General features: G+C 71.0%; 11 protein-coding genes and 1 pseudogene. 4 read left to right on the top strand and 8 right to left on the bottom strand.

The window, feature by feature from the left end; translation table 11 throughout:
- Positions 1-152 precede the first annotated feature (152 nt).
- Positions 153-1,294 (top strand): annotated as a pseudogene (locus AMK13_RS44550) (dihydrofolate reductase family protein).
- Between the two features lie 76 nt (positions 1,295-1,370).
- Positions 1,371-2,033 (top strand): HAD-IA family hydrolase, encoded by a 663-nt coding sequence (locus AMK13_RS05155; RefSeq protein ID WP_074001343.1) that lies wholly within the window; start codon positions 1,371-1,373, stop codon positions 2,031-2,033.
- Between the two features lie 35 nt (positions 2,034-2,068).
- Here AMK13_RS05155 and AMK13_RS05150 read toward each other — a convergent pair whose 3' ends face one another.
- From AMK13_RS05150 to AMK13_RS05120, 6 genes are all read right to left on the bottom strand, one after another.
- Positions 2,069-3,307: an IS110 family transposase gene (locus AMK13_RS05150; RefSeq protein WP_074001342.1), complete on the bottom strand. Its 1,239-nt coding sequence runs from the start codon at positions 3,305-3,307 to the stop codon at positions 2,069-2,071.
- A gap of 650 nt (positions 3,308-3,957) precedes the next feature.
- Complete coding sequence (locus AMK13_RS05140; RefSeq protein ID WP_074001341.1) at positions 3,958-4,425, bottom strand: DUF4241 domain-containing protein; 468 nt, start codon at positions 4,423-4,425, stop codon at positions 3,958-3,960.
- Between the two features lie 496 nt (positions 4,426-4,921).
- Positions 4,922-5,305, bottom strand: a complete 384-nt coding sequence (locus tag AMK13_RS05135) for a helix-turn-helix domain-containing protein (RefSeq protein ID WP_143204489.1) — start codon at positions 5,303-5,305, stop codon at positions 4,922-4,924.
- Between the two features lie 341 nt (positions 5,306-5,646).
- Positions 5,647-7,653, bottom strand: a complete 2,007-nt coding sequence (locus AMK13_RS05130) for a hypothetical protein (protein ID WP_074001339.1) — start codon at positions 7,651-7,653, stop codon at positions 5,647-5,649.
- A 541-nt stretch (positions 7,654-8,194) separates the two neighbouring features.
- Positions 8,195-9,268 carry a redox-regulated ATPase YchF gene (gene ychF, locus AMK13_RS05125; protein WP_049658400.1) on the bottom strand — a complete coding sequence of 358 codons (1,074 nt, stop codon included), beginning with the start codon at positions 9,266-9,268 and terminating at the stop codon, positions 8,195-8,197.
- 84 nt (positions 9,269-9,352) lie between these two features.
- Entirely contained in the window at positions 9,353-9,742 is a 390-nt protein-coding gene (locus AMK13_RS05120; RefSeq protein ID WP_074001338.1) for a VOC family protein, read from the bottom strand.
- Positions 9,743-9,930: 188 nt separating this feature from the next.
- Here AMK13_RS05120 and AMK13_RS05115 point away from each other — a divergent pair, with 188 nt between their 5' ends.
- Complete coding sequence (locus AMK13_RS05115; RefSeq protein ID WP_074001337.1) at positions 9,931-10,572, top strand: DUF6542 domain-containing protein; 642 nt, start codon at positions 9,931-9,933, stop codon at positions 10,570-10,572.
- Between the two features lie 80 nt (positions 10,573-10,652).
- Here the strand turns inward: AMK13_RS05115 and ppgK are convergent, their stop codons facing one another.
- The gene (gene ppgK, locus AMK13_RS05110; protein ID WP_074001336.1) at positions 10,653-11,399 is read right to left on the bottom strand and encodes a polyphosphate--glucose phosphotransferase; all 747 of its coding nucleotides are present in this window, start codon (positions 11,397-11,399) and stop codon (positions 10,653-10,655) included.
- 148 nt (positions 11,400-11,547) lie between these two features.
- Entirely contained in the window at positions 11,548-12,522 is a 975-nt protein-coding gene (locus AMK13_RS05105) for a 4-hydroxy-3-methylbut-2-enyl diphosphate reductase (protein WP_074001335.1), read from the bottom strand.
- Positions 12,523-12,642: 120 nt separating this feature from the next.
- On the opposite strand from AMK13_RS05105, the gene AMK13_RS05100 reads away from it, so the two are divergent.
- Complete coding sequence (locus AMK13_RS05100; protein WP_074001334.1) at positions 12,643-14,019, top strand: APC family permease; 1,377 nt, start codon at positions 12,643-12,645, stop codon at positions 14,017-14,019.
- Positions 14,020-14,097: the final 78 nt, after the last annotated feature.

Here is a 14,097-nt window from a genome sequence, read left to right as displayed (position 1 = left end):
GGCGCGGTCGGCCGCGGTGCTCCGCGACACCTCCGACGCTACTCCCTGTCCCGGATCGCGAGAAGATCCGTCTCGCATTCCGGTCACCGCGGGCCGGGGCCGCACCCCGCCGCCGTACCGTGGAGGCGCCCCCGACAGAACGGTCCCCACCCATGCCCGGCCCGCGCCCCTACGTCCTGCTGAGCGCCGCCGTCTCGCTCGACGGCCACCTCGACGACGCCTCCCCCGACCGGCTGCTGCTCTCCAACGCCGCCGACTTCGACCGGGTCGACGAGGAGCGCGCCGCCGCCGACGCCGTCCTGGTCGGCGGCAACACGCTGCGCGCCGACAACCCCCGGCTGCTGGTCAACGACCCCGGGCGCCGGGCCGCCCGGCTGGCGGCCGGCCGGCCCGAGTACCCGCTGAAGGTGACGCTCAGCGCGAGCGGCGAACTCGACGCCGGCCTGCGGTTCTGGCACACCGGCGGCGCCCGGCTCGCCTACACCACGGAGGCCGGGGCGGCGGTGCTGCGCCCCCGGCTGGACGGGCTGGCCGAGGTGGTCGCGCTGGGCGACGCGGTGGACCTCGGCGCGGTGCTGGACGACCTGGGCGCCCGCGGGGTGCGCCGGCTGATGGTCGAGGGCGGCGGGGGCGTGCACACCCAGTTCCTGGCCCAGGGCCTGGCGGACGAGCTCCAACTGGCCGTCGCCCCGCTGCTGGTCGGCCAGGCCGACGCGCCCCGGTTCGTCCGCCCGGCCGCGTTCCCGGGCGGTCCGGCCCGGCGGATGCGGCTGCTGGAGGCACGTACCGTGGGCGACGTCGTCCTGCTCAGGTACGCCCCGAAGGAGCCCGCGCCGTGACCCAGTCCGCCTCCACCGACCTCGACCACCTGCGCCGGGCCGTCGACCTCTCCCGCCGCTGCCCGCCGTCCGAGACGGCCTTCTCGGTCGGCGCGGTGATCGTCGGCGCCGACGGCACGGTGCTGGCGGAGGGCTACAGCCGGGAGGCGGACCCGCACGACCACGCCGAGGAGGCGGCGCTGGCCAAGCTCCCTGCGGGCGACCCGCGGCTGCGCGGGGCGACCGTCTACAGCTCGCTGGAGCCCTGCGGGCAGCGCGCCTCGCGGCCGATGCCGTGCGCCCGGCTGCTCCTCGCGGCGGGCGTGCCGCGGGTGGTGGTCGCCTGGCGCGAGCCGGACCTGTTCGTCACCGACTGCCAGGGCACCGCGCTGCTGACGGCGGCCGGGGTCGAGGTGGTGGAGCTGTCGGAGCTGGCCGAGGAGGCCCGGGCGGTCAATGCCCACCTGCTCGGATGATCTTTTGTATCATCGAGAAACAAAGAGCTCGCATTCTCCGGCTCTCCCGTCGCCACACTCCCCGAGGAGCCGCCCCATGACCGCTGCCCCCGTCCGGCTGACCGCCCGCGCCCTCCTCCTGGACATGGACGGCACCCTCGTCAACTCCGACGCCGTGGTCGAGCGCTGCTTCAGCCGCTGGGCCGAGCGGAACGGCCTGGACCCCGCCGAGGTGCTCGCCGTCGCCCACGGCCGCCAGGGCCACGCGACCATGGCCCTCCTGCTGCCCGACCGCCCGGCCGAGCTCAACCTGGCCGACAACGAGCGGATCCTCGCCGAGGAGCGCGCCGACACCGAGGGCGTCGTCCCGGTGCCCGGCGCCGCCGCCTTCCTCGCCTCGCTGACCGGCCTCCCGCACGCCCTGGTCACCTCCGCCGACCTGCCGCTCGCCCGGATCCGGATGACCGCCGCCGGGCTCCCGATGCCGTCCGTCCTGGTCACCGCCGAGTCCGTCGGCGCCAGCAAGCCCGACCCCGAGGGCTTCCTCAAGGGCGCCGCCGACCTCGGCTTCGCCCCCGCCGACTGCCTCGCCTTCGAGGACTCCGGCGCCGGCATCGCCGCCGCCAAGGCCGCCGGCGTCCGCGTCGTCGGCGTCGGCCCGCGCGCCCTCCCCCACCACCCGGACGCCCACGCCGACACCCTCACCACCGTCACCGTCACCGCCGCCCCCGACGGCCTCCTCACCGTCACCGTCGGCTGATACGAAAATCCCCCTCTCCCGGCCTCTCTTGAAGGTCAGGCAGCCTCGACGGATTGGAGAGTCACTTGATAGCCGAGTTGGTTGAGCTGGCTCACCAGCCGTCGGGTCTGCCTGGTCTTGCCGGTGCGTTCGAGGAAGTAGTCGCCACCGGGGTCGTGGTACTCGGCGTCGCTGGTGAACATGTGCCAGACGGCGACCAGGACGGAGTGCTCCAGCGCCACCAGCGCCCGCTTCTTTCCGCGCCGGGAGGCGATGCGCTTGAAGCGGGCAGCCAGGTAGGTGTCCTTCGAGCGGGAGGCCGCGGAGGCGACCTGTCCGAGGACGCCCTTGAGCCAGGGATCGCCGTGACGGGTCTTGCCGCTGCTGCTTCGGCCGGCCGACTCGTGGTTGCCCGGGCAGACGCCGGCCCAGGAGGCCAGGTCGGCGGCACTGGGGAAGCGCGCGATGTCCGCGCCGATCTCGGCGAGGACCACCTCCGCAGCCCGGGTGCTCATGCCCGGGATGGTGATCAGGAGCTCGATCCGGCGGCGAAAGGGCCGCACCTGAGCGTCGACGCGCTCACTGAGCCGGGCCTCCACCTCGATACAGCCGTCAATGCGGTCGAGCATCGCGCGGACCATGAACGCGTGGTGGTCGGTGAACCGGCCCCGCAGGGCCTCGGCGAGGATCTCGCGCTTGCCGCGCATGCTGCCCATGGCCATCTCGGCCAGGACCAGCGGGTCGCGCTCGCCGGCGATGAGTGCCTCCAGCATGGCCCGCCCGGACTTTCCGACGATGTCGGAGACGACCGAGGAGAGCTTGATCCCGGAGTCCTCCAACGGCTTCTCCAGGCGCTGGATCTCCCGGGTGCGCTCGCGCACGACCTCGGTGCGGTAGCGGGTGGTGTCCCGCAGCTCGCGGATCGGCTGCGGCGGCACGAACGAGGGCCGCACCAGGCCGTGCTCCAGGAGCTTGGCGATCCACTCGGAATCGGCGACGTCGGTCTTTCGGCCGGGGACGCCCTTCATGTGGCGGGCGTTCAGCAGCCAGCACTCGACCTCGTGCTCCAGCACGTAGAACACCGGCTTCCAGTACACGCCGGCGGCCTCCATGCCGACCAGGGTCACCCCCTCGGCCAGCAGCCAGTCCTTCATGGCGAGCAAGTCACGGGTCATGGTCGAGAACACCCGCACCTCGCTGCGACGCCGCTTGCCGGTGGTCGGCAGCCACAGACACACCTTCACGTCCGTCTTGCTGACATCGATCCCGGCGCATCGCTCGTGGATCACATCCATCGTCTCGCCGTCCCCTCCAGGTCCAGGCCGCGCAGGCGGGACCGCCCGGGGGAGCCTGGCAGGCTGGAGAGTCTGATACGCGTGCTCGGAGCAACACTTCCGGGTGCCTGTCGATGGGGCTCCCACCGTCCTACTGACCCCCGGGCTCGGAACGCGCCAAGGCGACACGACGTCCACCGGACGGTCCCAACCAGATTTTCACCCATCGGGGTGAGCCCGAAAGGGCTTCGGATTACTGACCCCGGAAACACCGGACCGCCCGGGCCCCGTACGAACACGGGGCCCGGGCGGTCCGGGTACGCGGCGGCGGTCGGCCGTCAGACGTTGAAGCGGAATGCTTGAAGGCTGATCCTGACCCGCGACAGGACGCCGATCACCCCTCTGACCAGGTGCTTCTTGGTTGGCCAGCGATGACCCGCGACGGTCGCAATCGGGTGTCCTGCGGACTGTCTGCGAACCGGGCACCTCGCCCGATGCGATCAACGTGGGCGTGGGCATCGCCCCACGTGGGGCCGTCCGTGATCAGAAAATGGCCCACGCTTCCGCCGGCAGTTGGTGATAGACGTCGTCCATGGCATCGGCGGGCAGGAAGACCGGTCGCGTCAGCAAGCGATCGCCGGCCCGCTGCACGCACAGCGCCATTCCGAGAGTCAGTGATCCGGCCTCCGCTCCGGGCAGGTAGAAGAGCTCCGTATAGGGCTCTCGGCTCTCAGCGCGTTCGAACAGCCGCTGCTCCAGTTCAGAGGGAACCTGGCCGACCCACGGCCCGGCTGCGGCACCACGAAGAACTCCGTCACGAAGCCGGTGACCTCGCCGCCAGCACTCCGACCGGCCCTGGTCGGGTAGGTCCCGTCGCTCCAACCCGACGGGGGCGCAACGCAGTTGTGGCCGGTCTCGGGATCAGCAAGCACGACCGGGCTGAGTGCCATGGAATCGGCGTCACCGAAGAGGGCGTCGACCAGCAGGTCGCCGTCCTCACCGAGCAGGTCACCGAGCGGGATGGTGACCGCGGCATCGACGAAACAACCCGTTCCGGCGTCGACACCGTATCCGAAGAACTCCGTGACACCCAGGTCGGCGACGGCCTGACCATCGGTTAGTGCAAGCGTCCGCTCCACCCGTCCGCTGGTCGCTGATCCGCAGCCATGCGGCAGCGACCCGCTCATCCCTGAACTCGGGAGCATCAGCGCGGGTCACCTCGACCACCGCGAGCGCGACCGGGTAGGTGCCCGGATCCACCTCGGCGGTGAACTGCCCACATCCCGGCCCAACTCGATGAACGGGTCGCAGGCCGCGACCTGGCCCGAGGGCAGAGACAATGCGGTCTCAGGCAGCGCGGTCACAGCGGCCGTCAGTCCACGGCCACAGTCGTACGAACTTCCAACCATGAACAGGCGCGCCACGCCAGGGGCAGGAAGCGGCATGGGAGGCCCCACTCTCGCAGTAGTCGATCAGGCAACAGCCACTCGCCCAGGCTGTTCCCCAGGACGCCGACCATGTAGCTGGACGCTAGCCTCCGGCACCGACACGTCACCGCCAGACGTTGAGCCCAAGACCCTGAACAGGCAATTCTTGGTTGGCATGCGGTGGCATCCTCGGACGCAGGCCCCCTCCTCATGCAACCGAGTGCAGATAGCGCTGCACGGTTCGACGCGAACAGCCGAGCAGTTCCGCGACGTCGCTGATGCGCCAGCCGTCATTGACCAGGCGCCTGGCCATAAGGACAGGTTCCGACGGTGCCTGGCCACCGCCAGGCACCGCCAGCAACAAAGCAATTGCGTCCCGGTCTTCTGGGCCGAATCCGCCGTACCACCCGGAACGCACTTCCGGGTCCTCCGTGCGCAGCGCAAGCGCAAGACACTCCAGGCGAACCATGCAGCGGGAGCATTCATCCAGAACGCCCGCATCGGGCATCTGCTGGTCCGATGGGTGGTAGATGTCGACGTCCGAGTCCCTGCACGCGGCCTGGGAAATGTCCAACTTGTTGCGCGACTGCATCAGGGCCAGAAGCTCTCGCTCACGGCCGTGAAGGAATTGCAAGGCGGTGCCTCACCCAAGCGTTCAGCCCGCGGCCGCATCCGACCACGAGAAATTGACCAGGGTGAGCAGGAAAGCGCCCAGCGCACCCACTTGATGCCTTCCGGACTGTGCCCGGCGTGACTGCAAGCGGCATCGGAGCAACGGCCAGCACCAAGACGTACCGACCGTGGAGCTGGTAGCCCGCAGAGTCGGCGTTGCCGCCCTATCCCACTGGGAAGGTGTGCTGCACAGATCACCCGTGTCGCATCAGGTGTACGGGGTGGTGCCGCCCTCGTGATCCGAGCGGCACCACGCGACCGCTAGTCGTCGACGTCAGCCAATGCTTCCTCGTCGAACACCCCATCGTCGGAGACGTCGACGAGTTCGTCGTCCTCAAAATCGTCATCCGGATCGTTGGAATCATCGGCATTCGTACCGTGCCTCTGAATGCTCCGCTGCTGCCAGACCGGAAGTTTGAACAGGACGTCCTGTAGAACATTCCGCCACGCCTCACAGTCGCCCTTGTCGGCGCCCAGCGAGTCGATCACCCGGGTTCCGTCATCGGACTGGACCGCCTCGACCTTCTTGACGGCGGTGGCCAGTGCCTGAACCGCCGTTGCCAGGCCGTGCAAAGCATTGCCGAGAAGCTCTGCCGGGTTCTCCGGGGCAGGAAGGAGCGACGGCCCCGCGCCGGCAGGCGGGAATGTGCGTCGCAGGTCCGCATCGGTGACGAGGATGTCCCGGCCATCGGCGTTACGGACGACCTGTCCGTCCTCATCAACCTTGCGGGTCCTACGTCCCGCAGAGAAGTCGTACAGCGTCTGCGTCAGCTGGTGAACGCCGTGAGTACTGCTGCGCATCCGGTCGATCACCTCTCCGGGGTGGCGGCGGTCGGGCTGATCGTTGCTGCGGGTGCCACGGTCCCCGGCGAGCTGCCCATTGACCACAAGCGGATAGGCGCTCCGCGCCGCAAGCTCTCGGGTGGCTGCACCGGGCTCCCCCTTCTGCACCTCCACGAGAGCTGCTGCGGATAGCGCGTCTGCCTCCCGGAAGGTGGCCTCCCATTCCCTTGCCAATTCACCGGAGAACGCCGACTTCAGGTACTTCCGCATGCGCTCCCGCTTACGGTCGTCCTCTTCGGCAACCGAGCGCATGACCAGCGACGAGGCGACATCAAGCAGCAGCTTCGTCGTGATGTTCTTACGCGTGCTCTGACCAGTGATGGCAACCCGGACAGCCGAGTGGACGCCCTGATCATGCTCGGCGAACAGCCGCACGATCGCGGCCGCCCGCACGGCCGCGTCGGCGCTGAAGCCTGCGGCCTTCGCCTGGTCGGGCGTCAGGGCTCCTCGGAGCCATTCGGCCTTGCCCGGAGTGATCAGTCCCCGTCGCTCAATCTCGTCCACCACGGCATCGGCGAGGGCCTCGTTCTCCGCGGCCTCCCCCCACGGCTTGGGGTAGTCCACATGCCGCAGGGCCACCAGCGACTTCACGGCGACGCCGAAGTCAGCCGTGGTCCCGTTGTTCGGCTCGAAGCCGACCAGGAGCAGGGCAGGCAGCTTCTGACAGCGCGCCCTGACCGCCGCCTCGGAGTCGACCTGCTCCGGATCATCCGCCGCGAAAATCTGCTCGTTGAGCTTACGGATGTGGGAGCGCAACTTCGTCGCGTCCCGGATATATGGGACGTCGGCAGACCTGAGGTCGAGCAGGTCATGGACAGACGTCACCCGGCTCGACCCTTCGGCGGTGACCGGCACGGTCACATCAGGCGTACCGTCCTCGTGCTGGAACGTCGTGGCAGCGAGCCACACTTCGGTCATCACACCCTGGTTGCGGATGGAATCTCGCCAGTCATTCCGATCAAGGACGTACTCCTTGGCCTGCTGCGCCGCCCACGCGAGGTGTTCCTGGTTCGCGAGCTTCTGGAAGAGCTCGGGCCGGCTGCCCGGCGCTGCGATCGACTCCGCCAGTGGGCGGAAGCGCGTGCCCTCACCCTTGCCGACCAGGTCCGACACTGGATGCCGTCGCGACGGCCCCGTCCGGGGATTCCGCGGATCGGGGAGAATATTGCGCGCCCATACCTCAGTGCGAATAGCCAGGATGACCCCACCCGGCACCGGCAAGCGCTCAGGAGATTCCGCTGCCTGGCGGGCTGCCGAAGGATCGACTGCGGCCTGCGCAAGAGCGAGGGCGGCAGGATCTTGCATCTTGAAGCGCTCGATGAGCTTGTCGGCGAGCTTCCGTGTCGCGGACGCCAGCGCAGGCGTCGGCAACACCTCAACCGGGCGGGGAAGTACGGTCTCGCCCGCTGCAATCGGCGATTCCATCAGTGGTCTCCGATCTCCGTCTCCATGTCCGGACAGTGGCCCGGACGCTCTGGCCATCTGAGGAGATCGGTCCCGCTGTTCCCCGCTCTCCCCCTCGGCTCGCCCGGGCATAGGCCCGGTGTGTCCGAGGCGGCATCAGCCCACTCGGGTCGCACCCCCAAGACGTACCGACGTGACCCGCCAGCGTTGCCGCCCATCGCTTAGGACGAGGTGGGGAGTTGGAGCCTGCTGCTGTCGCTGACCGAAGACGCTAGCAGCAGGGGTGACACATACTCAGAAAAGTTTGCCAGGCGAGTAGTTGAGCAGGATAATGTCGCCCCCTGCCACCTATCAGCGACACAGCTCCATGGGCGGCGGGCCTCACGACTCCCAGGCGCCGATAGGCCAGCCTCGCCGCACCAGGAAGGCTCCCATCGCCGGGGAGAGCGAGCGCTGCACCGGTGTCGCATTGGCTGGAGTTGGCAAAGTTGCGGACCCCCTGCGGACCGAAAGGCCGCCCACCCCGCTCCGTCGCAGGTCAGGCGGCCTTTCCGCACTTCGACTAGACGTTGAAGCGGAACTCCACGACGTCGCCGTCCTGCATGACGTACTCCTTGCCCTCGATGCGGGCCTTGCCCTTGGCGCGGGCCTCGGCGATGGAGCCGGTCTCGACCAGGTCGGCGAAGGAGATCACCTCGGCCTTGATGAAGCCCTTCTGGAAGTCGGTGTGGATGACTCCGGCGGCCTCGGGGGCGGTGGCGCCCTTCTTGATGGTCCAGGCGCGGGTTTCCTTGGGGCCGGCCGTCAGGTAGGTCTGGAGGCCGAGGGTGTTGAAGCCGACCCGGGCGAGGGTGGCGAGGCCGGGCTCCTCCTGGCCCATGGACTGGAGCAGCTCCAGGGCCTCGGCGTCGTCCAGCTCGATCAGCTCGGACTCGATCTTGGCGTTCAGGAAGATCGCCTCGGCCGGGGCGACCAGCTCGCGCTGGGCGTCCTTGAAGTCCTCGTCGGCCAGCTCGGCCTCATCCACGTTGAAGACGTAGAGGAAGGGCTTGGCGGTCAGCAGGTGGAGGTCGCGGATCGGGGCGGTGTCGAAGCCGGCCTCGAAGAGGGTCTTGCCGGTCTCCAGGATCGCCTGCGCGGCCTCGGCGGCGGCCAGCACGGGGGCGGTGTCCTTCTTGAGGCGCGCCTCCTTCTGGAGCCGCGGCAGGACCTTCTCGATGGTCTGGAGGTCGGCCAGGATCAGCTCGGTGTGGATGGTCTCGATGTCGTCCTTGGGCGACACCTTGCCGTCCACGTGCACCACGTCCGGGTCGGTGAAGGCGCGCACGACCTGGCAGATCGCGTCGGACTCGCGGATGTTGGCGAGGAACTTGTTGCCCAGGCCCTCGCCCTCGCTGGCGCCGCGCACGATGCCGGCGATGTCGACGAAGTCGACGGTGGCCGGGAGGATGCGCTGGGAGCCGAAGATCTCGGCGAGCTTGGCCAGCCGAGCGTCCGGGACGCCCACCACGCCGACGTTCGGCTCGATGGTGGCGAACGGGTAGTTGGCCGCCAGCACGTCGTTCTTGGTCAGGGCGTTGAACAGGGTCGACTTGCCGACGTTCGGCAGGCCGACGATTCCGATCGTGAGCGACATGAAGCGCAGTCCCGTGGGCTTGGAGGAGTTGGGTCGGCACCGTACGGGCCGACCCCCAAGTCTACGGGCAGCCCCCACTCCGCCTCACTCCTCGGTCGGCGCCGCCCGGGGCTCCAGGAACTCCAGCCGGTTGCCCAGCTTGTCGTCGGTGTGGAAGCGCCGGTGGCCGGGCAGGTTGTCGTCCCAGGTCACCGGGTGGCCGTGCGCGGCGAGGCGGTCGGCGAGGGCGTCCAGCGAACGGACCAGGATGCCCGGGTGCCCCTTGCGGGACGGGCGGAAGTCCGGGGCCACGCCCAGGTGCACCTCGACCCCGCCGCCGCGGAACCAGCAGCCGCCGCGGGCGGCCAGCACCGGCGGCTTCGCCAGCTCGGTCATGCCGAGCACTCCGGACCAGAAGGCGCGGCACTCGTCCTCGGCGCCGGCCGGGATGTCGAGCTGGACGTGGTCGAGCCGTTCGAAGGTGAAATCGGTCATGCTGTTCCCCCGTGGAGAGACCCGTGAACGGATCCGGTGGTCGTCGTGCGCCGACTCGATCGGGCAGGTCAGCCGACCTGCGCGACGACCTGAGTGACGATCACATCAGTACTCCGTCCGGAGACACGGGACAAGACCTGAACGGTCCATTACACAGTGTGGCGATGATCGGACCGTACGTTGGGCGGGTGGAGCAGAGCATCCGTACCCAGCCGCCAGGGCCCAGACGCCGTCCGCCGACCGGCGCGGCCGCAGCCGCCGTCCCCGGTCCAGGCCGGGCTCCCGAGACCGCCGGAGCCCCCTCCGGACCCGCCCCCGGCTCCCGCCCGCGCCCTTCGGCCGGCCCGTCCGCCGCGCGCCCGGCCGCGCGCCCGGCCGCCCCCCGGCCGCGCCTGCGCCTGCCGCTGCGCGGGCGCGGCGACGAGCCGCTGTACGGGCGGCGGCGCACCGGCCGGCCGACCCGGCTGACGGCCATCGGCACCGGGCTGGTCGCCGTCCTGGCGACGCTCGCGGTGGCGGGCGTGGACCGGCTGCTGTTCGACGGCCTGGGCTGGCTGTTCGGCCTCGGCTACCTGGTGGTCTGCTTCCAGCTCGCCGTCCGGGTGCGCTACGCCGACCTGCTGGCCGCACCGATCAGCGGGCCGATCGCCTTCGCCCTCGCGCTGCTGCTGCTCGAACCGGTGGGCTCCCCGGGCGTCACCGCCCAGGTGGTCTCGCTGGCGACCGGGCTGGCGCTGCGGGCCGGCTGGCTGTTCTCCGGCACCGGGCTGGCCGCGCTGATCGTGCTCGCCCGGTTCGTCGCCCAGCGCCGGATCCAGCGCTCCCGCTGAGGCCGCTCCCGCTGAGCGGCGGCGCCGCAGGAGCGCCCCTCGCCCCCTCGCCCCCTCAGCCCCGGCCCGATCCCGGCTCCTCAGCCCTCGGCCCGGGCCGCCGCCATGGCGGCCCCGACGATGCCCGCGTCGTTGCGCAGCTCCGCCGGCACCACCCGTGCCCGGCGGTCCTTCAGCAGCGGCAGGAACTTCTCGTGCTTGCGGCTCACCCCGCCGCCGATCACGATCAGCCCCGGCGAGAAGAGCATCTCCACCAGGTCCAGGTACTCGTCGACCCGCCCGGCCCACTGCTCCCAGTCCAGCCCGTGCCGCTCCTTGGCGGCCGAGGAGGCCCGGCGCTCGGCGTCCTTGCCGCGCAGCTCCAGGTGGCCCAGCTCGGTGTTGGGCACCAGCGTCCCGTCGACGAACAGGGCGCTGCCGATGCCGGTGCCGAAGGTGAGCACCAGGACCACGCCCGACTCGCCCCGCCCGGCACCGTGGGTCAGTTCGGCCAGCCCGGCCGCGTCCGCGTCGTTCAGCACGGTCGCGGGCATGCCGAGCGCCTGACGGAAGAGGCCCGCCGCGTCCAGGCCGATCCAGCCCTTGTCCACGTTGGCGGCCGTCCTGGTGTGACCGTCGACGACCACGCCGGGGAAGGTCAGCCCGACCGGGCCCTGGTGGTCGAAGTGGCGGACCACCTCGCAGACGGCGGCGACCACGGCCTCGGGGGCGGACGGCTGCGGGGTCAGCACCTTCCGGCGCTCCTCGGCGAGCACGCCCCGGGCGAGGTCGACGGGCGCGCCCTTGATCCCCGAGCCGCCGATGTCCACGCCGAATACCGCCGTCATCACGTCCGCCCTCCGCCGTCGGCCGCGGACGGGCGTCCGCGGCCGGTGCCTTGTCCACAGCCTGTGCACAAAGCTACGAGAGCGCGCCCGGGCGCGCACAGCGGAAGGCCCGGTACCCCGCGCGGGGTACCGGGCCTTCTGGGTGGGGTCAGAGCTTGCCCGCCGCCTCGGCGCGCAGGTCACGGCGCAGTTCCTTGGGCAGCGAGAAGGTCAGGTGCTCCTCGGCGGTCTTGACCGTCTCGACCGTGTCGTAACCGCGCGTGGCCAGGAACTCCAGCACGCCGTCGACCAGGATCTCCGGCACCGAGGCGCCGCTGGTCAGGCCGACCGTGGTGACGCCCTCCAGCCACTCCTCGCGGATCTCCTCGGCGAAGTCCACCAGGTGGGCGGCCTTGGCGCCGTACTCCAGGCCGACCTCGACCAGGCGGACGGAGTTGGAGGAGTTCTTGGAGCCGACCACGATCAGCAGGTCGGTCTCCGGGGCCAGCTGCTTGACCGCGACCTGCCGGTTCTGGGTGGCGTAGCAGATGTCGTCGCTGGGCGGGCTGACCAGCCCCGGGAAGCGCTTCTTCAGCTCGCCGACGGTGGCCATGGTCTCGTCCACGGACAGGGTGGTCTGGGACAGCCAGACGACCTTGGCCTCGTCCCGGACCTGCACGTTGGCGACGTCCTCGGCACCGTCCACCAGGTGGATCCGGTCCGGGGCCTCGCCCATGGTGCCGATGACCTCCTCGTGGCCCTCGTGGCCCACCAGCAGGATGTCGAAGCCCTCGTCGGCGAAGCGCACGGCCTCCTTGTGCACCTTGGTGACCAGCGGGCAGGTCGCGTCGACGGTGGCCAGCCGGCCGGCCCGCGCCTCGTCGTGGACGGCCGGGGCGACGCCGTGCGCGGAGAAGACGACGATCGAGCCCTCGGGCACCTCCTCCGTCTCGTCGACGAAGATCGCGCCCTTCTTCTCCAGGGTCTGCACCACGTACTTGTTGTGGACGATCTGCTTGCGGACGTAGATGGGCGCCCCGTACTGCTCCAGGGCCTTCTCCACGGCGATCACGGCGCGGTCGACTCCCGCGCAGTAGCCCCGGGGGGCGGCGAGCAGGACACGGCGCTGCGCGGTCTTGGACATGGCTCCATCGTACGGGCGGCCGCGAGCGGCGCCCGCCCGCCGGGCCCCCGGCGCGAAGCCGCGCCGACGGCGGACACATTCCGTGCAGACCCGGTCAACAGCGCTCAAAATATGGTGTCTATGAGCTCTGTGAGCGAGCAGGTGACGCCGAGCGGCCTGCGCCGCAGCCTGGGCGTCCGCGATCTGATGGTCTACGGACTGCTGTTCATCGCCCCGATGGCCCCGGTCGGCGTCTTCGGCGTGCTGGACGCCAAGAGCCACGGCGCCGTCGCCACGGTGTACCTGGCCGCGACGGTGGCGATGGGCTTCACCGCCTTCTCGTACGCCCAGATGGTGCGCGCGGTGCCGCAGACCGGCTCGGTGTTCGCCTACGCCCGGGCCGGGCTGGGCGAGGGGCCGGGCTTCATCGCCGGGTGGATGGCGATGCTCGACTACCTCCTGATCCCCGCGGTGGCCTACCTGTTCTCCGGGATCGCGCTGAACTCCCTGGTCCCGGACGTCTCGCGCTGGGTCTGGACGGCGCTCGCGGTGGTGGTGACCACCGCGCTCAACCTGGTCGGGGTGCGGACGGCGGCGGCGGTCGGCTTCGCGGTGCTCGCGATGGAGATCGCGGTGCTGGCAGTGTTCGTGGCCGCGGCCGTGGTGGCGCTGGCCCAGGGCGGGGCCCAGCGCGGCTGGGACACCCCGTTCACCGCCGTCGGGGCCTTCTCGATGACCGCGGTGGTCTCCGCGGTGTCCGTCGCGGTGCTCTCCTACCTGGGCTTCGACGCGATCGCCACCTTCGTGGAGGAGGCGGTCGGCGCCTCGGCGGCGGTGGCCCGGGCGGTGCTCTGGTGCCTGGCGCTGGCCGGGGTGCTGTTCGTCGCCCAGACCTACCTGGCGGCACTGCTGGAGCCGCTGGGCCCGCGGCAGCTGGCCGCCGACCCGGCGGCGCAGGGCTCGGCCTTCTACGACACCGTGGAGAGCGGCGTCGGGCACTGGCTGCACGTGCTGGTGGCGGCCAGCAAGGCGATCGGCGCGGCCTTCGCGGCCCTGGCCGGGCAGGCCGCGGCCGGGCGGCTGGTCTTCGCGATGGGCCGGGAGGGCCGGCTGCCGCGGCTGCTCGGCTCCGTCGACCCGGGCAGCGCGGTGCCGCGCCGGGCGCTGCTGGCGGCCGCGGTGATCACGATGGCGGCGGCGGTCTGGGCGGCCGACCGGGACGACGGGCTGGACCAGCTCACCTCGGTGGTCAACGTGGGCGCGCTGACCGCCTTCGCGCTGCTGCACGCCTCGGTGATCGGCTGGTACGCGGTGCGGCACGGCTCGCGGCGGTGGCTGCGGCACGTGGTCGTCCCGGCGCTGGGGATCGCGGTGATCGGGGCGGTGGTGTACGAGGCCTCGACCACCGCGCAGATCGTCGGGCTGGTCTGGCTGGCGGTCGGCCTGGTGGTGCTCGCCGTCCAGGGCGCCGCCCGCGGCGGGGCCGACGGGCGCCGGCCGCCCCGGCTTCCCCGGTGACCGCCGTCGGGCCGCGCGGGGCCGGGCGCGGCCCCGGCCGTACCGGCCCGCGGCGACGCGGTCTCGGCCGTGTCGGCC

It is taken from the genome of Streptomyces sp. CB02056 (genome assembly GCF_001905545.1).
GTDB lineage: Bacteria > Actinomycetota > Actinomycetes > Streptomycetales > Streptomycetaceae > Kitasatospora.
Note: the sequence above shows the minus strand (reverse complement) of the source record. Positions and strands in the feature narration are given on the sequence as shown.

Excerpts from the sequence above, each read along its gene's own strand:
- AMK13_RS05155 (WP_074001343.1), top strand. The coding sequence starts at position 1,371 with ATGACCGCTGCCCCCGTCCGGCTGACCGCCCGCGCCCTCCTCCTGGAC.
- AMK13_RS05150 (WP_074001342.1), bottom strand. The coding sequence starts at position 3,307 with ATGGATGTGATCCACGAGCGATGCGCCGGGATCGATGTCAGCAAGACG.
- AMK13_RS05135 (WP_143204489.1), bottom strand. The coding sequence starts at position 5,305 with ATGCAGTCGCGCAACAAGTTGGACATTTCCCAGGCCGCGTGCAGGGAC.
- AMK13_RS05130 (WP_074001339.1), bottom strand. The coding sequence starts at position 7,653 with ATGGAATCGCCGATTGCAGCGGGCGAGACCGTACTTCCCCGCCCGGTT.
- ychF (WP_049658400.1), bottom strand. The coding sequence starts at position 9,268 with ATGTCGCTCACGATCGGAATCGTCGGCCTGCCGAACGTCGGCAAGTCG.
- AMK13_RS05120 (WP_074001338.1), bottom strand. The coding sequence starts at position 9,742 with ATGACCGATTTCACCTTCGAACGGCTCGACCACGTCCAGCTCGACATC.
- ppgK (WP_074001336.1), bottom strand. The coding sequence starts at position 11,399 with ATGACGGCGGTATTCGGCGTGGACATCGGCGGCTCGGGGATCAAGGGC.
- AMK13_RS05105 (WP_074001335.1), bottom strand. The coding sequence starts at position 12,522 with ATGTCCAAGACCGCGCAGCGCCGTGTCCTGCTCGCCGCCCCCCGGGGC.
- AMK13_RS05100 (WP_074001334.1), top strand. The coding sequence starts at position 12,643 with ATGAGCTCTGTGAGCGAGCAGGTGACGCCGAGCGGCCTGCGCCGCAGC.